The 20,988-nt window shown below is 71.9% G+C and carries 22 protein-coding genes; 8 read left to right on the forward strand and 14 right to left on the reverse strand.

Annotated elements, in window-relative coordinates; translation table 11 throughout:
- Window position 1 precedes the first annotated feature (1 nt).
- The gene (locus ACWDRB_RS27150; RefSeq protein WP_449898110.1) at window positions 2-919 is read right to left on the reverse strand and encodes an EamA family transporter; all 918 of its coding nucleotides are present in this window, start codon (window positions 917-919) and stop codon (window positions 2-4) included.
- A gap of 77 nt (window positions 920-996) precedes the next feature.
- Here ACWDRB_RS27150 and ACWDRB_RS27155 point away from each other — a divergent pair, with 77 nt between their 5' ends.
- Entirely contained in the window at window positions 997-1,500 is a 504-nt protein-coding gene (locus ACWDRB_RS27155) for a MarR family winged helix-turn-helix transcriptional regulator (RefSeq protein ID WP_185075997.1), read from the forward strand.
- A gap of 106 nt (window positions 1,501-1,606) precedes the next feature.
- Window positions 1,607-2,143 carry a GNAT family N-acetyltransferase gene (locus ACWDRB_RS27160; protein ID WP_449898113.1) on the forward strand — a complete coding sequence of 179 codons (537 nt, stop codon included), beginning with the start codon at window positions 1,607-1,609 and terminating at the stop codon, window positions 2,141-2,143.
- Between the two features lie 140 nt (window positions 2,144-2,283).
- Here the strand turns inward: ACWDRB_RS27160 and ACWDRB_RS27165 are convergent, their stop codons facing one another.
- Together ACWDRB_RS27165 and ACWDRB_RS27170 are read right to left on the reverse strand one after the other, a co-directional pair.
- Complete coding sequence (locus ACWDRB_RS27165) at window positions 2,284-3,372, reverse strand: terpene synthase family protein (RefSeq protein WP_449898115.1); 1,089 nt, start codon at window positions 3,370-3,372, stop codon at window positions 2,284-2,286.
- A 29-nt stretch (window positions 3,373-3,401) separates the two neighbouring features.
- Window positions 3,402-4,901 (reverse strand): cytochrome P450, encoded by a 1,500-nt coding sequence (locus ACWDRB_RS27170; RefSeq protein ID WP_449898118.1) that lies wholly within the window; start codon window positions 4,899-4,901, stop codon window positions 3,402-3,404.
- Between the two features lie 593 nt (window positions 4,902-5,494).
- Between ACWDRB_RS27170 and ACWDRB_RS27175 the strand changes: the two genes are divergently transcribed.
- Window positions 5,495-6,073 carry a dihydrofolate reductase family protein gene (locus tag ACWDRB_RS27175; protein WP_449898120.1) on the forward strand — a complete coding sequence of 193 codons (579 nt, stop codon included), beginning with the start codon at window positions 5,495-5,497 and terminating at the stop codon, window positions 6,071-6,073.
- A 175-nt stretch (window positions 6,074-6,248) separates the two neighbouring features.
- Here the strand turns inward: ACWDRB_RS27175 and ACWDRB_RS27180 are convergent, their stop codons facing one another.
- The 5 genes from ACWDRB_RS27180 to ACWDRB_RS27200 form a co-directional block, all read right to left on the reverse strand.
- Window positions 6,249-6,392 (reverse strand): hypothetical protein, encoded by a 144-nt coding sequence (locus tag ACWDRB_RS27180; protein WP_449898123.1) that lies wholly within the window; start codon window positions 6,390-6,392, stop codon window positions 6,249-6,251.
- Window positions 6,393-6,656: 264 nt separating this feature from the next.
- The gene (locus ACWDRB_RS27185) at window positions 6,657-7,628 is read right to left on the reverse strand and encodes a pentapeptide repeat-containing protein (RefSeq protein ID WP_449898125.1); all 972 of its coding nucleotides are present in this window, start codon (window positions 7,626-7,628) and stop codon (window positions 6,657-6,659) included.
- 45 nt (window positions 7,629-7,673) lie between these two features.
- A complete protein-coding gene (locus ACWDRB_RS27190) occupies window positions 7,674-8,426 on the reverse strand; it encodes a GNAT family N-acetyltransferase (protein ID WP_449898127.1) in 753 nt (250 codons plus the stop codon).
- 1 nt (window position 8,427) lies between these two features.
- A complete protein-coding gene (gene uppS / locus ACWDRB_RS27195) occupies window positions 8,428-9,204 on the reverse strand; it encodes a polyprenyl diphosphate synthase (protein ID WP_350727398.1) in 777 nt (258 codons plus the stop codon).
- 40 nt (window positions 9,205-9,244) lie between these two features.
- Window positions 9,245-10,243 carry a small ribosomal subunit Rsm22 family protein gene (locus ACWDRB_RS27200; protein WP_449898129.1) on the reverse strand — a complete coding sequence of 333 codons (999 nt, stop codon included), beginning with the start codon at window positions 10,241-10,243 and terminating at the stop codon, window positions 9,245-9,247.
- Window positions 10,244-10,431: 188 nt separating this feature from the next.
- Here ACWDRB_RS27200 and ACWDRB_RS27205 point away from each other — a divergent pair, with 188 nt between their 5' ends.
- Complete coding sequence (locus ACWDRB_RS27205) at window positions 10,432-11,295, forward strand: alpha/beta fold hydrolase (protein ID WP_449898131.1); 864 nt, start codon at window positions 10,432-10,434, stop codon at window positions 11,293-11,295.
- A gap of 311 nt (window positions 11,296-11,606) precedes the next feature.
- Here ACWDRB_RS27205 and ACWDRB_RS27210 read toward each other — a convergent pair whose 3' ends face one another.
- Window positions 11,607-12,071, reverse strand: a complete 465-nt coding sequence (locus ACWDRB_RS27210; protein ID WP_449898133.1) for a MarR family winged helix-turn-helix transcriptional regulator — start codon at window positions 12,069-12,071, stop codon at window positions 11,607-11,609.
- 114 nt (window positions 12,072-12,185) lie between these two features.
- Here ACWDRB_RS27210 and ACWDRB_RS27215 point away from each other — a divergent pair, with 114 nt between their 5' ends.
- Window positions 12,186-13,679 (forward strand): LLM class flavin-dependent oxidoreductase, encoded by a 1,494-nt coding sequence (locus ACWDRB_RS27215; RefSeq protein ID WP_449898135.1) that lies wholly within the window; start codon window positions 12,186-12,188, stop codon window positions 13,677-13,679.
- Here the strand turns inward: ACWDRB_RS27215 and ACWDRB_RS27220 are convergent.
- Complete coding sequence (locus tag ACWDRB_RS27220) at window positions 13,676-14,866, reverse strand: MFS transporter (RefSeq protein WP_449898137.1); 1,191 nt, start codon at window positions 14,864-14,866, stop codon at window positions 13,676-13,678. The genes ACWDRB_RS27215 and ACWDRB_RS27220 overlap by 4 nt on opposite strands.
- A 55-nt stretch (window positions 14,867-14,921) precedes the next feature.
- Between ACWDRB_RS27220 and ACWDRB_RS27225 the strand changes: the two genes are divergently transcribed.
- The 3 genes from ACWDRB_RS27225 (at window position 14,922) to ACWDRB_RS27235 (ending at window position 16,782) form a co-directional block, all read left to right on the forward strand.
- Window positions 14,922-15,287, forward strand: a complete 366-nt coding sequence (locus ACWDRB_RS27225) for a MerR family transcriptional regulator (RefSeq protein ID WP_350727392.1) — start codon at window positions 14,922-14,924, stop codon at window positions 15,285-15,287.
- A gap of 153 nt (window positions 15,288-15,440) precedes the next feature.
- Window positions 15,441-15,770 carry a hypothetical protein gene (locus ACWDRB_RS27230; protein WP_364262230.1) on the forward strand — a complete coding sequence of 110 codons (330 nt, stop codon included), beginning with the start codon at window positions 15,441-15,443 and terminating at the stop codon, window positions 15,768-15,770.
- 178 nt (window positions 15,771-15,948) lie between these two features.
- Window positions 15,949-16,782: an aminoglycoside phosphotransferase family protein gene (locus ACWDRB_RS27235; RefSeq protein ID WP_449898141.1), complete on the forward strand. Its 834-nt coding sequence runs from the start codon at window positions 15,949-15,951 to the stop codon at window positions 16,780-16,782.
- 208 nt (window positions 16,783-16,990) lie between these two features.
- Here the strand turns inward: ACWDRB_RS27235 and ACWDRB_RS27240 are convergent, their stop codons facing one another.
- The 4 genes from ACWDRB_RS27240 to ACWDRB_RS27255 are packed head-to-tail and all read right to left on the reverse strand — an operon-like array spanning window position 16,991 to window position 20,968.
- Window positions 16,991-17,911: a hypothetical protein gene (locus tag ACWDRB_RS27240; RefSeq protein ID WP_449898143.1), complete on the reverse strand. Its 921-nt coding sequence runs from the start codon at window positions 17,909-17,911 to the stop codon at window positions 16,991-16,993.
- Entirely contained in the window at window positions 17,908-18,984 is a 1,077-nt protein-coding gene (locus ACWDRB_RS27245) for a hypothetical protein (protein ID WP_449898145.1), read from the reverse strand. Before ACWDRB_RS27245 ends, ACWDRB_RS27240 begins: the two co-directional genes overlap by 4 nt.
- Window positions 18,981-19,427 (reverse strand): DUF4188 domain-containing protein, encoded by a 447-nt coding sequence (locus tag ACWDRB_RS27250; RefSeq protein WP_449898147.1) that lies wholly within the window; start codon window positions 19,425-19,427, stop codon window positions 18,981-18,983. Before ACWDRB_RS27250 ends, ACWDRB_RS27245 begins: the two co-directional genes overlap by 4 nt.
- Entirely contained in the window at window positions 19,424-20,968 is a 1,545-nt protein-coding gene (locus ACWDRB_RS27255; RefSeq protein ID WP_449898150.1) for a phenylacetate--CoA ligase family protein, read from the reverse strand. Before ACWDRB_RS27255 ends, ACWDRB_RS27250 begins: the two co-directional genes overlap by 4 nt.
- Between the last annotated feature and the right edge of the window lie 20 nt (window positions 20,969-20,988).

Here is a 20,988-nt window from a genome sequence, read left to right on the forward strand (position 1 = left end):
GTCAGGACTCCTTTCCGGCCCTTCCGGCCCTTCCGGCCAGGACGCGGGGCTTCTCGGTCAACGTGCGGGCAGGCTGGCGCTGGGCCACGACCAGGGCGGCCAGGACGACGAGCGCGCCGAGCGCCTGGGCCGCGGTGAGCTCCTGGCCGAGGACGAGCCAGCCGAGCGCGGTGGCGACCACGGGGCTGAGCAGGCCCAGGAACGTGACCTTGGTCGCCGACAGCAGCCGCAGGCCACGGAACCACAGGACGTAGGCGAGCGCGGATCCGATGATCGTGAGGTAGGCGTACCCGGCGAGGTTCGCGCTGGTCAGGGTGGCCGGCGGCGCGCCCTCGACGAGGAACGCCACCGGGAGCAGCAGCAGGCCGCCGGCCACGAGCTGCCAGCCGGTGGTGGCCAGCAGCGGCGCGGGCGACTGCCACCGCTTGCTCAGCACCACGCCCAAGGCCATCACGACGGCGCCGCCGAGCGCCGCGGCCACGCCGAGCGCGTCCAGCCGGGCGTCGGCCCGCAGCACGAGCAGGCTCACCCCGGCCACGCCCGCCACGGCGGCCAGCGTCGTACGCATGGACAGGCGTTCACCCAGGAGCCCGGCCGACAGCAACGCGACCAGCAGGGGCTGGATGGCGCCCACGGTGGCGGCCACCCCTCCGGGCAGCCGGTACGCCCCCACGAACAGCAGCGCGAAGAACACCCCGATGTTCAGCGCGCCGAGCACCAGCGCGCGCCACCACCAGATGCCCGCGGGCAGGCGGCGGGTGATGGCGACCAGGAGGAGACCGGCGGGCAGCGCGCGGATCACGGCGGCCAGCAGGGGGCGGCCGGGCGGCAGCAGTTCGGTCGTGACGAGGTACGTGGTCCCCCAGATGGCGGGGGTCAGCGCGGTCAGCAGGACGGTTCCCGATTGATTTCTTAGCACTAAGACAAAGTATCTCAGCGCTAAGTTACTTGGCGAGGTGATTTACCTCACCGCTAAGGCATCGTTAGGCTGGAGTGGTGGCTGATCACGTCGACCTGATACTCAAGCAATGGGACGCCCAGCGCCCTGACCTGGACGTCTCGCCGATGGCGGTGATCGGCCGGCTGTCGCGGCTGATCCGGCTGATCGACGCGGAGCTGGGCCGTACGTTCGCCGCGCACGGGCTCGACCGGGCCTCCTTCGACGTGCTGGCCACCTTGCGCCGCAGCGACCCGCCGCACCGGCTGACGCCGGCCGAGCTGATGCGGGCCTCCATGGTCACGTCGGGGGCGATCACGCAGCGGCTCGACCGCCTGGAGTCCAGGGGGCTGGTGACCCGCACGCCCAGCGAGGCCGACGGGCGGGTGGTCTACGTGACGCTCACCGACGAGGGGTACGCCCTGATCGACCGGGCCCTGCCGGACCATGTCGCGACGGAGGACCGCGTGCTCTCGGCCCTGCCGAAGGAGCGCCGGGACGAGCTCGCCCACACGCTGCGCGACCTGCTGGAGTCCCTCGGGGACACCACCACGCTCACCTGACCAGAGGCGTCATCAGAACCGGCCTGTGAGGCGCCTCGCCCACCTGTCCCGGGGCTCGGCTGTTATCGCATTGCGCGCCTGTGGGCCGGCCGACGAAGATCGCGCCATGGAACGAAATGGGATCAAAGCAGGCTGGCTTGCCCTGCGGCCGTTCAAACCGGCGGACATCCCGTGGGTCTATGAGGTGTCCCTGGATCCGGCCTTGCAGCACTTCGTGGAGTTGCCGGCGCCCTACCGCATGGAAGATGCGGCGTTCTTCGTGGAGCAGTTGGCCATCGCCGGCGCGCAGAGTGGACAGCGTCTGGAGTTCCTCGCCGAGGAAGCGTCCACGAGAGAACGCCTTGGCCGCGTGGGTCTGTGGTTGGGCGCACCGGGTACGGCCGAGATCGGATACTGGGTTGATCCGAAAGCCCGCGGACGTGGCGTTGCGACCGATGCGGTGCGAGCTGTGTGTCGGTGGGCCTTCCGCGCCCATGGTCTGGAACTGATCGAGTGGCGCGCCGAGGTAGGCAACTGGGCTTCCCGCCGAGTTGCGGAGAAGGCAGGCTTCACCGTGGAGGCCACGCTCCGGAAGCGACTTCTGCACCGAGGAATCCGGGTGGACGCATGGGTCGGCTCCCTGCTCGAGGGCGAGGTTCTGTGAACTCGCGCCGGCGGTTCCATCCGGTGCGCCTTGATGGCGTCTGGTTCCCGATCGGATCGTTCTCGTCCAGCACGCGCGCCATGAGGCACCCGACCTTTCGTTCCCCTACGAAGATCATCAGCCTGTGCGGGCCGGAGCGCTCACCGCCACCACCAGTCGATCGCTGGAACGCTGGGAGCGCCGGTCGCGGCGGGGATGGCCGAGACGGTGGCCACGGTGCGGACGGCGCCAGGGTGGTCGCCGTCGGGATCGGTGTAGCGCTCGGCGATCAGGCCCCATTCGAAGTTGCCGCGTAACAGGCAGGTGAGGTTGTCCAGGTACCGGTACAGCGCGGGTGAGGCGGACGGCATGACCTGGTCTCGCACCTCGACGAAGCGGGCGACGATCCGGTCTCGGAGGACGGCGGCGGCATGCAGCGCCCGGTCGCGGGGCAGGGTGTGGTCGCGCATGTAGAGGTCGATGAGGTTGCTGATCACGGGCCGGCTGGAGAGAGTCCGCTGCTGGGCGAGCCACTGCTCCTTGCCGTGCGAGTAGAGGTCGTTGTCGAGGGCGGCGGCCATGCCGGCCATCTCGGTCAGCGCCCGTACGCGTGCGCTGGTGATCTCGCCTTCGCTGATCGTGTCCGGTTCGGCCAGTTGGAAGAACTGCAGGGTGGGTTCGGCGGCGGAGTACATCAGCCGCAGGGCGAGGTACTCGTTCGCGTTCAGCGGGGCGGCGCGGGCTGCGGCGCAGAGCTCGCAGGCGGCGCCGAGCAGCCATTTGAGGTGGCTGTCGGCGAGGCGGCGCACCTGTTCGGGGCCGGCTGTGCGGTGGATGCGGCGGGCGAGGTCGGTGACGGGTGCCGTCATGGGGTGCCCGGGCGGCAGCAGGCCCGCGTCGGGGGTTTCCAGGGTGCGGATGATGCGTACGGCCATGTCAAGGAAGCCAGAGTCGGCCCCGGCGGTGGCGTCCCAGGGGACGTCGTCGAAGACGAACATGAGATAGCCCCAGTCGACGGCGATCTGGAGGCGGTCGGGGTCGGCCTGGGGACACAGGTAGCCGAAGAAGTGCGCGGTGCGGGTGCCGGTGATGCGGCGGGCCAGGGTCGGGTCGTCGCACAAGCCGTGGCGGGCCATCCAGTCCAGGCCGCGCCGCTGCATCACCTCGATCTGCGGGTGCCGGCGCAGGGGAGCCGGGAAGTACATCGGGGGCAGGTGCACGGTGATGGCCGGATCGGCGGCGTTGGCCATTGCGGGTCCCTCGCGGTGGATGGTGGGCGTCAGGGGTGGGCGGGAAGCGGGTCGTCACGGCGGCTCAGCCGCAGGCTCAGGTGGTGGGGATGCAAGGCGGTGCGCGCCAGCGGTCTGACCTGCCGTCCCGGGACCGGGTGCAGGTGCCAGCGGCCGGTGATGGTGGCCAGGGCGAGGATGAGTTCGATGGTGGCGAACTGGTCGCCGATGCATCGGCGGGCGCCGTCGCCGAAGGCGAGGAAGTTCTTCGGCGATGGGGGCTTGGGGGCGCCGGAAGGGGTGAGAAAGCGTTCCGGGCGGAAGGTGTCGGGGTCGGGATAGTGGGCCGGCAGCCGGTGGATCAGGTAAGGGCTGTAGATGATCGTGGTGCCCGCGGCCAGGTGGTGGCCGCCGAGGTGGGTGTCGGCGGTGGTGTGGCGGGTGAGCAACCAGGCCGGTGGATACAGCCGCAGGGTTTCGCTGACCACAGCACTGGCGTAGCGCAACTGCGGCAGATCCTCGCCGGTGGCGGCGCGCCCGCCGAGGACGCGCCGGCTCTCGTCGGCCACCCGGTCCTGTACGTCGAGGTGCTCGGCCAGCAGGTGCAGAGCCCAGCTCAGAGCGGCGCTGGTGGTCTCGGCGCCGGCGAGGAACAGGCTGGCGACGAGTTCCCCCAGCTCCCTGTCGGTGCGTGGCCGGCCCGTGCCCGACGGGGTGGGCGAGTCGACGGTGGGGCTGTTGGCCAGCAGCACCGAGAGCATGTCGCCGTGGTTGAGGCCGGCGCTGCGGTAGTCACGTACGGCTTGGGTGGTGATGTCGTGCAGCCGCCGCTCAGTACGGTGATAGGCGCGATTGGCCGGGGTGGGCAGCCGATCCAGCGGGGGCGGGGTGATCATGCGGCGGAAGATGCCGCGCACCATCGCCGGAAGCGCCTGGCGGATCTCAGCCAGGGATCGACGGCTCGTGGAGGCGGGGAACAAGGTTCGCGTCATGGCCTCACAGCTGATCTGAAGGGCTGCCGTGGGGACATCGAGGATCTGGCCGTCGCGCCAGGAGTCGGCGACGTGGGCCAGATACCGCCCGAAGATGGTCGCGTAGCCGGGCAGGCGGGTGCGTTGAAAGGCGGGCTGGGCCAATCGGCGCAGGGGGCGGTGTTCGGCACGGCGTGCGCACACGAGCCCACCGTCGCCTTCGACCTCTCGTACGCGCCGCCACAGGGCGCCGTCCTTGTCGAAGACGCGTTCGTCGCCGATCATCTGCCGGGCCAGATCCAGCCGGCAGACCACGACCGCATCGACGGGGCCGAGCGTGATCCGCACCAGGTCTCCGTGGGCGGGCAGCGAGCTGAGGAACCTCAGCGGATCACGAAGCAGGGCCGGGGCATGGCCCAGCAGTGGCCAGGCTCCCGGCGCGCGGGGAAGAGGAGCGACCTCGTCAACCGCCGCCGCCGGGCCGCTCGGCCGGATCTCGCCGTGCGGTGGGTGGCCCGTGCCGGGGTCGGCGGGTACGGCGGACGAGTTGGGCGGTGGGTCGTCGATGGGTGCGGCCAAGGGATGCTCCGGCGTTCAGGGGGTACGGGTCGGCGTACAGGTGGGCCAGTCGGCGGCCGAGCGGTCCGGGCGTGGACAGGGCCGCGATCACCGGTGCGGTCATCTTCCGTTCGAGAAGGTCCTGCTGGGCCGGTTTGCCGGTGCGGGCCGGATCCCCCCGAATTCCGACGGCGGCTGGTGTGGGGCATCCGCAGCCGGTGCTGCCGCACCCGGCTGTGGGCCGCGAAGAACTCGGACAGGCGATGCTGGCGGGTGAGCATTCCCCCGGAGAAATCACATCTTTTCTCTACCAATCCCTACGTACTGTAATCTCCCCTGCCTGATAGGTAATCATCGCTGGCAGTGCTGCCGTTCTCGCCTGTTGCGGCGTAACGCCGATCCGCTCGGTGAGGGCGACGGTCAGCTGGAGTTCGGCGGCTGGATGATGTCATCGATCACGATGACCATTGCCGGTCGAGAGCCACCCTGGTCGTCCACGTTCACGTTCATTTCCCACTGATCTTTCCGTCGTGATGTCGAGACGGCCGGATCGGCTCCGACCTTCTCGTGACGGCACCGGGTGGCGGCGCCGCCGGATCGGAGGAAGGCGCGCGATGAGCAAGGTAGTGCTGGATGTGTCGATGTCCCTGGACGGGTTCACGGCGGGACCGAACGTCCGGAAGGAGGAGCCCATGGGGGACGGCGGTGAACGGCTGCACGAGTGGATGGCCGGGGAAGGGCCGGACGGCGGGGTCGACCTGGGCATCCGCCGGCAGGTGGACGCGGCGGTGGGAGCCGTCGTCATCGGACGGCGCACCTTCGACCTCGGCGTGGTCCCGTGGGGCGGCACGCCGTGGCCCGGCGTCCCGAGCTTCGTGGTCACCCACCGGACCAGGGAGGACCTCCTCGGCGACAACGGCGGGACGTTCGCCTTCGACGGGCTGGAGGCCGCAGTCCGACGTGCCAAGGATGCCGCCGGGGACAAGGACGTCCTGGTGCTGGGTGCGGACGTCGCCCGGCAGTTGCTCACGGCGGGCCTGCTCGACGAGGTGTGGCTCCACCTCGTCCCCCTGCTGATGGGGGCGGGCACGCCGCTGTTCGCCGGGGAGCGGGCCGAGCTGATCCCGGAGGGGGAGCCCGTCACGGGAACCGGGTCCGTGACTCACCTGCGCTACCGCGTACTGAAGCCCTGACGCCCTTGACGTTCGCCGCCTCGCGGCGTGACGGCGGGGCGAGGGGTCCACGGCGGCTGAGCGCGGGCGAGGACGGACCCGGCCGGCGCATCGGTCTCCTGCGCGTCCAGATCGTCCGGAGCCGACGACGAGGACCTGGCAGACGGCGGCCGGGTCCGGGTGCCGCGTGGCCGGTTCAGCCCAGGTCGAGTTTGGCCAGTTCCGCCCAGTACCAGGGCACGACCTCGCGCCCGGCGTCGGAACGGAGGTCGGACCAGTCTCGGATCCATTCGCCGAGAATGCCGAAGAAGGAGTTGGGGATGCTGCCCGCCTGGATCACGCGCTGGATGCCGGCTTCGTGCGCGGCCCGGCGCAGATCGAAGGGCTCGGGGTGGCCGAGCGCGGCCCGGCGCGCGCGAGCTGCCTTCGCGGCGTCTGGCGTAACGGCCCGTGATCGGCCCGATCTCCTCGAACGGCACGCTGAGCATGCCGTGCAGCCGAGCGCCGGCCGCTCCGCCGGCCTCAGCGACCCCGGCGCCACGGCCAGCGCCAGCCCCACCGAGCCGGCCAGGAACGGCTCCTGGTGTTCAGCCGGGCGCGGTGTTCAGCCGCGGCGCCGGCGGCCGGAGCCGCGGCCCGAACGCCGCCCCGAGCCGGAAGCGCGGCTGGAATCGGAGCCGGTCCCTCGTGCGGAGGCCGTGCCGCGTGCGGAGCCGGGGTCGCGGCGGGGGCCCGTGCCGCGGGACGGCCGTTCGTAGCGGGTGGCGGGCCAGTGGGCGGGACGGGTGAGCGCGGCCGGAAGGCGGGTGGCGGCGTCGCCGGTGGCGGCGTTGAGCTGGGGCTGGGTGAGGAAGAGCGCACCCGACAGGTCCGCGCCCGCCAGGTCGGCCCCCCGCAGGTCAGCCCCGATCAGATCGGACTCCCGGAGGTCCGCACCCCGCAGATCGGCGCCGATCAGGTACGCCCCGCGAAGGTTGGCACCCCGCAGGTCGGCGCCCGCCAGCTTGGCCCCGATCAGATCCGCTCCCCTGCGCTCCTTGCCCTTGCGCCCGGCCCGGACCAGCTCACTCGTCCGCAGCAGCAGCACGTTGACCTCGGCCCGGTGCGCCGGCAGGTCCAGCTTCTTCAGCGCGTCCGGACTTTCCCGGGTGAGCCGCTCCGTCGCGTCGAACGCGCCCTGCAGCTCGGCGTGGACGGGCCTGGCGGCCTCCAGCGTCAGCGCCTCCGCCAGATACCACAGCAGCTCGTGCAGCTGCCGCACGACGGGGAAGATCGCGAACATCTCCCCGGCCGTGCCCGGCGCCTGCCGCCAGCTCGTGCCCTGGAAGGTGACCTGCGAGACCTTCTGGCCCGCCCCGAAGCAGTCGTACACGGTGCAACCGGGAAAGCCGCGCTCCCTGAGCTCCGCGTGAATGGAGCAACGGAAGTCGTCACGCAGGTTGCGGCAGGGCTCCCCGGCCTTCTTGTCCACCGCGAAGTCGGCCGACGCCGCGAACGGCAGCGCGACGCAGCAGAGCCCGAAGCAGCTCTCACAGTCGGCCACCAGGCCGAGCTCGCGCGGGTTCGTTCCAGGCAACGTGCGGGCCTCCTCCGGCGAATACGGTCAGGCCATCAAGGGTACTCACTCGTGGACGTACGGCGTCGTCGTGGTGATCGCCTCGAACCCCAGCCGCAGCAGGATCGGACGGCTCTGGCTGGAGGCGTCCACCTGCAGATGGTCGTAGCCGCGGGCGACCGCCTCGCGGGCCCGGTAGGCGACCAACGCCCGGTAGATGCCGCGCCCGCGCCACTCCGGCACGGTGCCGCCGCCCCACAGGCTCGCGAACCGGGTGCCCGGGTGCAGGTCCATGCGGGCCGCGCTCACCGGCACGTCACCGGCCATCGCGAGGAGGGCGACGACCTCGCCCCCGGCGAGCTGGTCGAGCAGCCGCTCCCGGAAGTGCGCGTCAGGGGTGCCGAAGGCGCTCTCGTGGACGTCGGCCATCAGCTCCACACCGCCGGAACCGGTCACCGGCACCAGCCGCACCCCCTCGGGCGGCTCCCCTCCGAGGGGCAGGCGCGGGATCTCGGCGATCATCAGCGTCTCGGCGGGCTCCGGGGTGAATCCGGCGGCCAGGAGGCGCCGGTCGAGGTCGCCGGGCCGGTCGTAGCCGTACAGCTTCCACTCGAAGGGCCGCCCCAGCTCCCCGAAGTAGCGCACCTGCTCGGCGATCTCCGCGTCCGCGTTCCGCTCGTCGAGGCCGGACCAGAGCACACCGTTCCAGCCGTGCTCGGGCGCGACCTGCCGCACCACGTTGCCGGCCCGCTCCACTTTGGCGTCCGGCCCGTCGGCGCGGGCCTCCTGGCGCAGCTGCCGGTCGAAGAGTTCCAGCATCTCAGCCCCCGAACCGTCGCTGCCGGGCCGCGAAGCTGCGCAGCGCCCGCAGGAAGTCGATCTCACGGAAGGCCGGCCAGTACGCCTCGCAGAAGTACAGCTCGGAGTAGGCGGACTGCCAGAGCAGGAAGTTCGACAGGCGCTGCTCGCCGCTGGTGCGGATCACCAGGTCGGGGTCGGGCTGACCGGCCGTGTAGAGGTGGGGCGCGATGTCGTCCACGCTCAACGTCGAGGCCAGCTCCACCATGGACTGCCCGGTCTCGGCCCGCTCGTACAGCAGCTCGCGCAGGGCGTCGATCACCTCCTGGCGGCCGCCGTACCCGATGGCCAGCGTGAGGTGGAAGCCGGTGGCACATGTACGGGTGGCCTCGACGGCGCTCTTGAGCGCGCGGGCCGTGGTGTCGGGCAACATGTCGAGCAGGCCCGCCACATGGACGCGCCAGCGCGCGTCAGGCCGGTCCAGCCGCTCGGCGACCATCTCCTCGATCACCCGCAACAGGTAGGCGACCTCCTCGTCACCGCGGCGCTGAAGGTTCTCCGTCGAGCACAGGAACACCGTCACGTGCTCGATCCCCAGCCCCTCACACCACGACAGCACGTGGTCGATGTGCTCGGCGCCGTACTTGTGGCCGATGCTCGGGCTGGCCAGACCCTGCTGCCTGGCCCAGCGCCGGTTGCCGTCCATGATCAAACCGACGTGGCGGGGCAGCGGACCCGCCGTGGCCTGACGGCGCAGCCGCCGGGCATAGAGGGAATGAAGAAGATCAGTCGTCCACATCCTCCAAGGATGGCCCACCCGCCGAACCGGAACCGCCCCCTTACCCATTTCCGTGACCGAGCCGCAAACCGTCGTCGCCCCAGCCGTCCCCCCAGTCGGCGTCCCTGGCCGCGCGGTAGAGGTCGCCCTGCCGCTTGGACACGATCACGTCGCGGATCCCCTCCTCCCCGGCGCACAGCCGCAGGGACACCACGCCCTTGCGTTTGACCGGGTGGCGCAGGATCCGGGCGTCGGCCCGCTCCCCCGGGACCGTCGTGGCGGCCACGTAGGAGAACTTCTCGTCCTCGAAGCTGAGCGTGCCCGCCTTGATCCGGCGGTGCAGGGATGTCCTGGGCAGCCTGACGGAGAAGTGGCACCAGTCGCGTCCCTGCTCGATCGGGCAGCGGCCGTCGTGGGGGCAGGGGGCTGCGACGCTCAGCCCCTGGTCGACCAGGACCTCTCTGGCCTCGGCGACGGTGGCGTAACCCGCCGGGGTGCCGGGCTCGATGACGATCACCATGGCCGCGTCCGCGGCCAGCCAGCGGACGATCTCCCGGCGCTGGCCCTGGGGGAGCTCGCCCAGGGCGTACGACATGGTCACCAGGTCGGCCGCGGGCCGGTCGAGGCCGGGTCGCACCGACGCCTGCCGCCAGGTGGCCCCGCGCAGGGCCCCGGACGTACGGGCGAGGCGTTTGCCCAGGTCGATGATCTGCGGGTCGTGCTCGATGACCGTGACCCGGTCGATGGACGACCAGGTCTCACCCGCGGCCCAGATCGCCGCCCCCGTGCCGCCGCCGACGTCGAGGTGGCTCCCCGGCCGGAAGCCCGGGGTCATGGCGGCCGCCTGGCGCATGGCCGTGGCCGCGGCGGCGTAGGTGGCGGGCATCCGGTACGCGGCGTAGGCCGCCACGTCGGCCTGGGACCTGATGTGGGTGCCTCCGCCGGTGGCGGCGTTCGTACGGTAACGCTCGGTGAGCCGCGCCACGGAGTCGGACAACTCCTGCGGCGCGTAGCCGGACAGGGCCTTGTCCAGGGCGGCTCTGAGTTCTTCTGGAAGCATGGATGGGTTCACCTGTGGTCCGTACGTGGCTTGCCTGCGTCAATGATGCTCGCGATTCGACGGTGCTCGGAACTCATGCGGCCCGTGTGGCTGCGCCCCTGGCGAACAGGCCGATCCTCCGGCCCGCGCGGCTGCGCCGCCGGCGAACAGGCCGATTCCCGGCCCCGCGCGGCGGTAGCGTGCCGAGCATGCTGATCATCGACGACGTCAAGATCGCGTACGAGGAGGCCGGCCCCGCGACCCCCGTGGGCACCGTCGTGCTCGTGCACGGCGGGACGACCGACAGGCGCCTCTGGGAGCACCAGTTCCGCGCCCTCTCGGAGCGCTACCGCGTGATCCGCTACGACTGGCGCGGCTGCGGCCGGTCCGGCGACGCCGAAGGCGAGGTGTGCCATCACGAGGACCTGCTCGCCGTCATGGACGCGCTGGGAGTCGAGCGGGCGGCGCTGGTCGGCAACTCGATGGGCGGCGCGTACGCGACCGAGGTCGCCCTGGCCGCCCCTTCCCGGGTGGCCGCGCTCGCCCTGATCAGCTCGGGTCTGGCCGGCCACCCATGGCCGCAGGAGATGCTGGACCAGGCGCGCGAGCGCGTCCACGGCTCGGTGCCCGCCGACCGCCTGGCCCGCTACCGCGCCGGCACCGCCGACCACGTGGATCCCGCCGACGTACGCGCGATGGCGGAGGCCCACACGCTCTGGCAGACCGCCGGGCCCGACCGTGGCCGCGACGCGCTCTCCGACGAGGTGTGGGAGTCGGCGGTGGAGATGTGCGGCCTGGTGTTCGAGCGCTCCTGGAGCGGCCCCCGATCCACGGAACGCCACCTGACTCCGCCCGCCGTGACGCGCCTGCCCGAGATCACCGCCCCCACGCTGGTGATCAACGGCCTGTCGGACGTGCCCGGCATCCAGCAGATGTCCGACCTGCTCAGCGCCGGCATCCCCGCCGCCCGCCGCATCGACCTCCCCGAGACGGGCCACCTGCCGCCGCTCGAACGCCCCACGGAGGTGACCGAGGCCCTGACGGCATTCCTCGCGACCGTCTTGGCCTCCTGACCCACGCCCCCGGCCCGACGCCCCCGCTTCCAGCTCGCCCCAGCCTTCCAGAGGCGCCACTTCCCCTGCCCCGATCGACGCCACCGCACTTCAACGGGCCCCTCTCGACCACCGCGGCATCGCGAGCGCGGGCGTCACCGGGTCGGCGACCGGCGGGGCACGTCAGGCGGGCGAAGCCGGGGCGCCAGGCCGGTGACGGTGAGGGCGGAGGTCCAGCCAGTCACGGTGGGGGGCGGGGGCCAGGCCAGTGACGGCGAGGCGGGTCAGAGCCGTGACGGCGGGAGTCGGGCCGGGGATGGCGGGGGCGGGGGTCAGGCCGGTGTAGCAGGGGTGCGGTCGGGCTGGGGGCGGGGGCGGCCGGTCGTGGAGGCGTACTCGGCGAGGATCCCGTCGATGGCGGACGCCAGCAGCTCCCGGTGCTCCACCGGCAGCTCCCCCGTCAACGCCTCCAGCCGCGCCTCGACCCCGTCGTGCGCCAGCACCCCGACGCGCTCCCCTTCGGGGGTCAGCTCGACGAGCCAGGCCCGCCGATCCCGGGAATCACGCGTGCGGGCCACGAGCCCCCGCTTCTCCGCCCGGTCGACGAGCCCCGTCAGGCTCGACTTCTCCAGGTGCAGCGTACGCGTCAGCTCCGTCATCCCCACCGGCCCGCCGACCAGCAGGCACAGCAGCTGCGCCTGCTGCGGCGTAAGGTCCTGGTCCCTGCCGACGTCCCCGAACACCTGCTGCACCAGGTGCCCCAGACGTACGAGGGCGGTAGTGAACGTCGCGACCACGGCATCGAGTCTAGTTGACAATGGTTCACAATACGAACTAATTTAGTTCTTATTACCAACTGTTCGCACTACCAACCAAAGTCCGGCGGCGAACGGCACATCCAAGGAGCCCCCATGCCCGACTACGGCCACGAGCTGCTCTTCAGCGTCAGCTTCGCGCCCTCCGCCCACCAGGCCGACACCGTCGTCGCCCTCTCCCAGCTCGCCGAGCGCGCCGGACTCGACCTCGTCACCTTCTCGGACCACCCGTACCAGCCCACCTTCCTCGACACCTGGACCCTGCTCGGCTACGTCGCGGCCGCCACCGAGAGCATCCGGCTGGCCGGCAACGTGCATCCGCTGCCGCTCCGGCCGCCCGCCATGCTCGCGCAGGCCGCCGCCAGCCTCGACATCCTCAGCCACGGGCGCTTCGAGCTCGCCCTGGGCACCGGCGGATACTGGGACGCCATCGCCTCCATGGGCGCCCCGCGCCTGTCCCCCGGCCAGGCCGTGGACGCGCTCGAGGAGGCCATCCCGATCATCCGCGCCGCCTGGGACACCGATGCCCCCGGCGCCATCGACCACCACGGCGAGCACTACCAGGTCACCGCCCCGCGCGGCCCGCGCCCGGCCCACGACATCGGCATCTGGCTCGGCGCGTACAAGCCGCGCATGCTCCGCGTGACCGGCCGCCTCGCGGACGGCTGGCTCCCCTCCCTCCCCTACCTCCAGGACATCGGCAAGATCGGCGAGGGCAACGCCGTCATCGACGAGGCCGCCGCCGAGGCGGGCCGCTCGCCCCGCGACATCCGCCGCCTGCTCAACCTCGGCGAGGAACTGCCCGCCACTCAACTCGCCGAGATCGCCCTCACGTACGGCGTCAGCGTCTTCATCCTCGCGGCCAACGACCCCGGCCGTCTCCAGCGCTTCGCCCAGGAGACCGCCCCGGCCGTACGTGAACTCGTCGCCGCGGAACGCACCCAGGCCGCCCCGCCGCCACCCACCGCCGCGGCAAAAGCCGCAAGCCCGACCGCCGCCTTGGGCGCCGCCCCGACCCCCGACGACGGTGTACGGCTCACCGACGTACGCGTCTGGGACGAGACCACCCGCCCCACCGGCCCCGCCCCCGACCCCACCAGGCGCTACACCCCCGCCGAACAGGCCAACGGCCGGCACCTCATCGACGTGCACGACCACCTGCGCGCCGAACTCGCCCAGCTCCGCGACCTCGTCGACCAGGTGGCCTCCGGAGCGATCGACGCAGGCACCGCCCGCTCGCACGTCAACACCATGACCATGCGCCAGAACAACTGGACCCTCGGCGCCTACTGCGAGTCCTACTGCCGCCTCGTCACCATGCACCACACCGCCGAGGACGCCATGGTCTTCCCGCACCTCCGCCGCACGGAGCCCGCCCTGGCGCCCGTGCTCGACCGCCTCCAGGAAGAGCACCACGCCATCCACAAGATCATCGAACGCGTCGACCGCGCCCTCGTCTCGTTCGTCGGCGACCCGGACGGCCTCGGCCACCTGCGCGAGACCGTGGACCTGCTCACCGACAGCCTGCTGTCCCACCTGTCGTACGAGGAGCGCGAACTCGTCGAGCCCCTGGCCAGGAACGGCCTCTAGGCCCGGCGGGCGGGGAACGCGCGACGGCGCGCCGCGACCACGACCGCCAGGGCCACCGCCACCAGCGGCAACGAGGTCCACGGCAGCGCACCCGCCCCGGCGCCCTCCAGCACCAGCCCACCGGCCAGCGACCCCGCGGCGATCCCCGCGTTGTACACGGTCGTCTGCATGGACGTGGCCGCGTCCGCGTTCACCGCCCCGGAGGCGTCCACCAGCGCCGACTGCAGCAACGTCGGCACCCCGCCGAAGGCCGCCCCCCACAGCGCGACCGCGCCCAGCGGCGCCCAGCCCGGCCCACCGGAGACGGCCAGCACCGCCATGGCCCCCGCCACCACGGCCAGCACCACCACGAGCGTCACCCGCGGGAACCGGTCGATCACCACCCCGGTCACCCAGATCCCCGCCACCGTCCCGACCCCGAACACGAGCAGCACGACACTCGTCCGCCCCAACCCGGCGAAGGCCACGAACGGCGCCAGGTACGTGTACATCGCCTGATGCCCGACCAGCACCAGCACCGTCACCCCCAGGATCGTCCGGACGCCGGGCAGCACCGCCACCCGCCGCAACGGAACCCGCACCGTGGCCGCCTCACCGGGAAAGTCCGGCACCTTCCACAGCACCCACCCCACCAGCGCGACCGCCACGACCGCCAGCCCCAGAAAAGCGGTCCGCCACCCGAACGCCGAGGCCAGCGCCGCGCCCGCCGGAATCCCCGCGCACAGCGCCACCGTGATCCCCGCCGAGACGATCGCGATGGCCCGCCCCCGCCGCTCGACCGGCACCATCCGGGCCGCGTACCCGACCAGCATCGCCCACAGGATCCCGCCCATGACGCCGGCCAGGACCCGCGCCCCGAAGGTCACCGCATAGGACGACGAGAGCGCGGTCACCGTGTTGAACAGGGCGAATCCCACCAGCGTCCCCACCAGTACGGGCCGCCGCGGCAGCCCGCGCAGCAACGCCGTCAGCGGGATCGCCGACAGGGTCGAGGCCACCGCGTACGCCGTCACCAGGAACCCGGCCCGCCCCTCCGGCACCCCCAGCGCCGCGCCGAGCTGCGGCAGCAGCCCCGCCGGAAGCAGCTCCGTCATCACCGCCGTGAACGCCGCCGAGAACAGCGCCAGCAGCCCCGACCAGGGCATTCTCCCGACGCGTACGGCGTCGGCGATCGTCGCACCAGACATGTCGAATATGCTGAAACGTTCACATCAATGTGAAGGCAAGCCGGGAGGCCCCGCCGTGAGAATCGGTGAACTGTCGCGACTGACGGGCGTGCCGACCCGCATGCTCCGCTACTACGAGGAGCAGGACCTCCTCCACCCGGAGCGCGCCGACAACGGCTACCGCCATTATCCGGAGCCGGCCGTCTACCGGGTTCAGCAGATCCGCGGCCTGCTCGACTCCGGACTCACCACGGAGATCATCCGCCGTGTCCTGCCGTTCCTGAACAAGCCCGACGAGATCCACCTGCACCCGCAGTGCCTCACCCCGGAGCTGGCCGACCTCCTGGAGGCCGAGGCCGACCGCATCCAGCAGCGCATCGAGTGCCTTTCCCGCAACCGCGACGCGATTCACGCGTACCTGGCGGCCGTGCGATCTTCCTGAGCCGGCGCCTTTACAATGTAGATCACTTGTACATCCGAGTTACTGATCAACGGCGGCCTGTTGATCGAAAACGGGGTGTGGCGCTGCACCTGCCCCCCAAGATCGCTACGTATAGTGATCTCCGATGTCACTTCGTGATTACAGGGGGAGATCATGAGGAATAGCCTCATCGCCGTCGGCGGTGCGCTACTCGCCGCGACCGCACTGTACGGAAGCGCCACGCCCGCCACGGCCGACGACGACGGGAAGCACCACAACTCGAAGCACTGCGGCCTCGGGGTGGGCGACGACATTACCTATCACCACGTCACCGACCACGGCGTGTTCGCCGGGACCCGCAAGACCAAGGCCTGCAAGGACGACGGCGGCGCCGGCTGGGACTGGTCGTGGGACCCCCACTGGCATCACCGCAACTGGCCCACCAGCGGCAACGGCAACTGGGCCGGCTCCTGGCCCGACCACGGCTTCCACCACGACGACTGATCAAGCCCCGCATCACGCGTTCGTCCCGGTGCCCACCACGCAGGCACCGGGACGAACGCGTTCAGGACCCCGGCACCGTTCAGACATCACCGCCGGAACAAGCGCGTTCAGGCGCTCGCCGCCGTGCCTTCCCCCGGCCGGTTCGATGTTCCGGGGACGTTGCCGCCATGCTGGGGTGATGGATGATCCACTGAGCTGGTTGGCCCAGGACGCCGGATCAGGACCTCTCCCCGTCCGCGAGGGGCAGTTCCATCGGGTCGTGATGGGCTCGGACCGGGTCGTGTGCCTGCCCCGCACCGAGGCGGCGGCTGCCCGGCTGCCCCAGCGGGCGGCCATACTGCGCGTGCTCGCCGGGCTCGGTCTCGGCTTCCGCATCCCCCGGCCGCTGTCCGAAGGCGCGGGCGAGGCGCCGTACCTGGTGCTCAGCCGCGTCCCCGGCGCGCCGCTGGAGGACGGCGCGCTCGACGACCCGGCGGTGGCCGGGGCGGCGGCGGAGCAGTACGCCGAGCTGCTGGCCGCGCTGGCCCGGGCGGGGGCCGACGAGCGGGCGCGGGCGGCGCTGCCGTGGACGCCGGAGGATCGGTGGCGGCGGTTCGAGGCGGATGTCCGCGCCGAGTTGTTCGGGCTCATGTCGGACGGCGGACGCCGGCGGGCCGAGCGGGAGCTTGCCGCGGCCGCGGGTCTCCCCCACGTCGCCACGGCGGTGGCGCACGGTGACCTCGGCGCCGAGAACGTGCTGTGGGAGATCGACGGCGGGCGGCCCCGGCTCAGCGGCGTGATCGACTGGGACGAGGCCACCATCGGCGACCCCGCCGAGGACCTCGCCGCCATCGGGGCCGGCCACGGCGACGCGTTCCTGGACCGGGTGCTCGCGCTGGGCGGCTGGGCCGACGACGAGACGGCGGCCCGCATCGCCGCCATCCGCGGCACGTTCGCCCTGCAGCAGGCGCTCGACGCCCACCGGGACGGCGACGCCGAAGAACTGGCGGACGGCCTGACCGCCTACCGCTGAGCGCCACCGCACGGCCCATCCGAGGGGCCGCTACCCGACCCACCGCTCGCCCCGCCCGCGGGCCGGCCGCCGCTCTTGCGCACCACAGGCGGGCAGGCGGCAAACCGCAGACGGCTGAGGCAGCCGAGGAGGCAGCTGAGGGCCGGAGGGCCGGGAGACCGGAGGGGCGGGGAAGGCAGAGGCGCGGAAGGCCGGAGGGGTGGGGTGGTCAGGGTCTGAGGCGGGAGGAGGGGGTGGCCGCGGAGGTCGGGCGGCCGACTCGGGCCACGTGGAGGAGGGTCCGGGGGTCCGCGACGCCCAGCCGGTTCGCGAGGACCTGCCTGGTCGGCTCGCAGTCGATGATCTGGCTCAGCGGGTGCGTGGCATAGCCGTGCGCGGACAGGGTGAGCCAGTGCCGCATCAGCACGCGCCCCAGCTCCAGCTCGTCCTCGACCGCCCCCACCAGCACCAGGACGTCCCCGTCGTAGTCGAGCAGGTCCCGCGAGGCCCCGGCCAGCACCCTCGGGAGGCCCAGGGGACGCAGGGCCGGGTAGAGGGCCAGCGAGGCGCGCAGGCCGATGGCCTCCGCCCTGCTGAGGGACAGGGCCCGGTCGGTGAGGCCGTCGAGCAGGTAGCGGCGGTGGCGGCGGGTGAGCCGCAGCCAGGCGCGCAGCTCCCGCGTCACCTCCTGGTCGCCGAACTGGTGCAGGTCGGCCGCGTGCAGCAGGTCCGCGAGGTCGCGGCAGGCCAGCCGCCGCATCCCGGTGAGCTCGGCGACCAGCGGGTCCGGCAGGCGTCCCGGGTGGTACTCGCCGCGGTTGGCGCCGCGCGCCCGGACGTCCGCCGTCGTGAAGGGCGTCCGGTACGGCTGCGCGGCGGCGTACAGGACGCCCACCCGGTGCGGACCCGGATCGGGACGGAAGCCGACCGGCAGGCCGGCGTCGGCGCAGACGATCAGGCAGCACTCCACGAACGCGCCCAGGCTCAGGCGCAGGTCGCGGCCCGTGGGGTCGCTGATGGGCAGGGCACGTGACGGGTCCCAGCCGACCTCGGCCCCGTCGGCCGTGTAGGTGAGGGTCCAGGGCTGGGTGTTGTGGGCGCTGGGGGCACGCCAGAAGTCCGGCTCCAGCGGCCGCAGCCGGTCTTTCACGCCGTCAGGCCCTTCTCGTAGAACGTGTAGCCGTGCAGGGGTCGGCCGCCCATCGCGGTGTACTGGGCGGCGGAGCCGGGGTTCGTGCGCTCGACGTACGTGCTGCGCAGTGCCCGGTAGCCGCCCCGGCGCAGCCCGTCGTGCAACTCCCGGGCCAGCAACCGCATGTAGCCGTGGCCCTGCTCCCCGGGGACCGTGCCCTTGATGATGAGCACGGCCTCGCTGCGGTAGCGGGACCGGGTGGCCAGCAGGCGGAGCTGGTTCAGGAGGTGGAGATTGCCACGAATTTTCGCGATAAATCGCGAAATGTCGGGCAAGCACAGCACGAACGCGATCGGCCGCTCCTCCTTCGTCAGGTACAGCAGCAACGACTCGTCCAGCAGGTACGCCAGCCCGTCCGTCTGCGCCGCGAGCTGCTCCGCCGAGATCTCCGTGTAGTAGCCGAGCTGCGCGAAACTGGCGTTCAGCATCTCCCGCAGGATCGGCAGCTGCTCCGCCACGCGCCGCCGGTCGCCCCGGTGCACGCGCAGCCCCTCGGCCGCGATCCGCCCGTCGTCGAACGCGAACACCGGCTCCTCCGGCACCGGGCAGATCCAGGTGTCGGACTCGAAGCGGCGGGCGAAGCCGCACGCCTCGTACGCGACCGGATAGTACGGGTGGTTCCAGGCGCTGTCGATGAAGCCGCGCTCGTCGAAACCGGCGGTGATGACCCCGCCCGCCTGGTTGGGCAGCAGCGACACCGGCCCGAACACCGCCTCCTTCCCGGCGTCGCGCCCGGCCGCGAGGATGCCGTCGAACAGCTCCTCCGCCGCCTCCTCCGCGAACTCGGTCAGCCCGAACAGCTGCGTGGCCCGGCCCAGCTTGGCGTCCAGCGCGGCGTCGGTGTGCAGGGTGGTCCGCGCGACCACCCGCCCGCGCCGCCTGAGCAGGAACAGCCGTACCCCCTGCCGGTGCCACGTGCGTACCTGCGCGTGCAGCGGCGGGATGAAGCGCGGCTCGCCCGCGTAGACGCGGTCGGTCAGCGCGAGGAAGTCGCGCAGGTCGCGGCGGCTCTCGACGGGATGCAGCGTCACCCGCGCCTCACCCGGGGACCTTCGCCATCCTCGGCGGACAGCGGGGTGAACATCTCGATGTGCGCCATCGGCCCGCCCTCCGCGCGCCAGACCCCGTTGCTGTAGCCCTCCGGCTCGGCGTTGTAGAGCCGGATGTAGCCGCCGGTGGCGTTCCTGGTCCCGTCCGTCACCCACTGCATGAGCTTGCGGTGGTGGCGGCTGCGGGCGAAGCGCAGCAGCGCGTCGCGGTCCTCGAAGAACGCGAGCGTGCCCAGCGTGAACGGGAACTCCCAGTAGACCTTGTGCCAGCAGTAGCCGCGCATCCGCTTCATGTCCCGCACCATGCGGAACCAGGTCAGGGTGAGCGTGACTATCGACAGCGGCCCCCGGTAGCGGGTCGCGCCGACGAACATCGCCGTCGCCCGCCCCTGCGCCGGGGCCTTGCTGAAGTCCGTGGTCCTCATGCGTCCTTCACCAGGTAGACGTTCTTCATCTTCGTGAGGCCGGCGAACGGCCCCTCGCCCGGGTCGAAGACCTTGACGCGCAGGTCGGCGGCCGTCGGGTCCTCCTTGAGCGACTCGGCGAAGTCACGCGAGACGGCGCTCAGGTGGGCGACCACGCCCTTGCGGCAGATCTCGGCGAGTTCGTCGCGGTCGGCGGCGTCAGGGCCGCGCAGCTCAATGTTGATCACCGGGCGGTACTCCAGGCCCGGCAGCTCCTCCAGCGACAGGCAGAACCGGTTGATCGCGGCCGCGTACGGATTGCCCTGGTAGAGGCCGTACTCGACGTCCTGGGGATACAGGTTGGCCCCCATGTACGAGATCGTCGAGTCCTTGCGGCCGAACAGGAACAGCAGCGGCAGGTTCATCCGCTCGTCGGTCCACGCGCGCTCGTACTCGTCGGCGCCGAGCGCCCGCCTGACGTCGGCGAGGGTGTGCAGCCTGGCCTCGTCGCCGACGTTGTAGCGCAGCTTGGGCTGCAGGCAGCTCTTGGTGTTGATGGTGCACAGCAGCTCGCCCTCGCCGTTGACCTCCAGGAACGTCTCCAGCGGGTTGTAGTGGAAGATCATCGGCAGCCGCTGCTCCCCCGGTCCGAGTAACAGCTCGCGCAGCCGCTGGTCGGTGGCCAGGCGCTTGCGCAGCCACACGCTGAACCCGCTCTCCGCGCCCATCCCGATCGTCAGGTCGCTGGCGCCGTAACCGGAGCGGACCTCCTCGAAGCGCTCCTCCAGGTAGTCGCGCAGCGCCTCGGTCATGCCCTCGCCGCCGACCATGCCGCGGATGCGGTAGTCCCGCCACGGGAAACCGCTCTCGTCCAGGCGGTCGCGCAGATGCTTGAGGAACGGCGGGTACGCGGCCACCACGTAGTCGTAGCCGGGCCCGAAGTGCTCCAGCGTGTCGGCGATCTTCTCCAGGTCGGGGCCGGTGTTCTTGACCATCGCGACGCGCGCCATGGCGGTGCCCGTGGTGGTGCCGGTGGCCCAGGCGCCCATCGAGTACGCGTTGATCACGAACAGCCGCTTGCCGGGGAAGACCAGCTCGATGTAGCCGGCCGCGTTGCGGTAGATGCCCTTGAGCTCGCGCGGCCCGCGTACCCAGTTGTACGGCTTGCCGCTGGACCCCGACGACTCGTCCACGATCACGCCGGGTCGGTGCAACTTGCCTTCCTGGCAGCGGCTCTCCTCGTCGTACACGGCGGCGTAGTTCTGCTTGCTGGTCTCGGGGAAGTCCGCCAGCCTCCTGGCGTGCCCGGCGCCGTTCGCCCCCAGGAAGTGCCGGTAGGCGGGCACGTCCACGGCGGCGAACTGGCAGGCCAGCCTGGCGTGCCGGGCCGCCAGCCAGTCGAAGGCCGGGTGGTAGCTCCGGGCGACGAGCCGCCAGATGGCGGGGTGCATCGCGCCCAGCCGGTACGCGCCGGTCAGGGACCAGGAGTAGGCCTGGAGGCGGGCCCTCCGCCAGCGCTGGCGGGGGGTGAGCGGCCCGAGAGCCGGGCTGAGGCGGGTCATGAACGGTGAGACTAATGGGC

Source organism: Nonomuraea sp. NPDC003707, assembly GCF_053587055.1.

Excerpts from the sequence above, each read along its gene's own strand:
- ACWDRB_RS27160 (WP_449898113.1), top strand. The coding sequence starts at position 1,607 with ATGGAACGAAATGGGATCAAAGCAGGCTGGCTTGCCCTGCGGCCGTTC.
- ACWDRB_RS27235 (WP_449898141.1), top strand. The coding sequence starts at position 15,949 with ATGGATGATCCACTGAGCTGGTTGGCCCAGGACGCCGGATCAGGACCT.
- ACWDRB_RS27190 (WP_449898127.1), bottom strand. The coding sequence starts at position 8,426 with ATGCTGGAACTCTTCGACCGGCAGCTGCGCCAGGAGGCCCGCGCCGAC.
- ACWDRB_RS27250 (WP_449898147.1), bottom strand. The coding sequence starts at position 19,427 with ATGAGGACCACGGACTTCAGCAAGGCCCCGGCGCAGGGGCGGGCGACG.
- ACWDRB_RS27175 (WP_449898120.1), top strand. The coding sequence starts at position 5,495 with ATGAGCAAGGTAGTGCTGGATGTGTCGATGTCCCTGGACGGGTTCACG.
- ACWDRB_RS27205 (WP_449898131.1), top strand. The coding sequence starts at position 10,432 with ATGCTGATCATCGACGACGTCAAGATCGCGTACGAGGAGGCCGGCCCC.
- ACWDRB_RS27215 (WP_449898135.1), top strand. The coding sequence starts at position 12,186 with ATGCCCGACTACGGCCACGAGCTGCTCTTCAGCGTCAGCTTCGCGCCC.
- ACWDRB_RS27220 (WP_449898137.1), bottom strand. The coding sequence starts at position 14,866 with ATGTCTGGTGCGACGATCGCCGACGCCGTACGCGTCGGGAGAATGCCC.
- ACWDRB_RS27230 (WP_364262230.1), top strand. The coding sequence starts at position 15,441 with ATGAGGAATAGCCTCATCGCCGTCGGCGGTGCGCTACTCGCCGCGACC.
- ACWDRB_RS27200 (WP_449898129.1), bottom strand. The coding sequence starts at position 10,243 with ATGCTTCCAGAAGAACTCAGAGCCGCCCTGGACAAGGCCCTGTCCGGC.
- ACWDRB_RS27165 (WP_449898115.1), bottom strand. The coding sequence starts at position 3,372 with ATGGCCAACGCCGCCGATCCGGCCATCACCGTGCACCTGCCCCCGATG.
- uppS (WP_350727398.1), bottom strand. The coding sequence starts at position 9,204 with ATGTGGACGACTGATCTTCTTCATTCCCTCTATGCCCGGCGGCTGCGC.
- ACWDRB_RS27255 (WP_449898150.1), bottom strand. The coding sequence starts at position 20,968 with ATGACCCGCCTCAGCCCGGCTCTCGGGCCGCTCACCCCCCGCCAGCGC.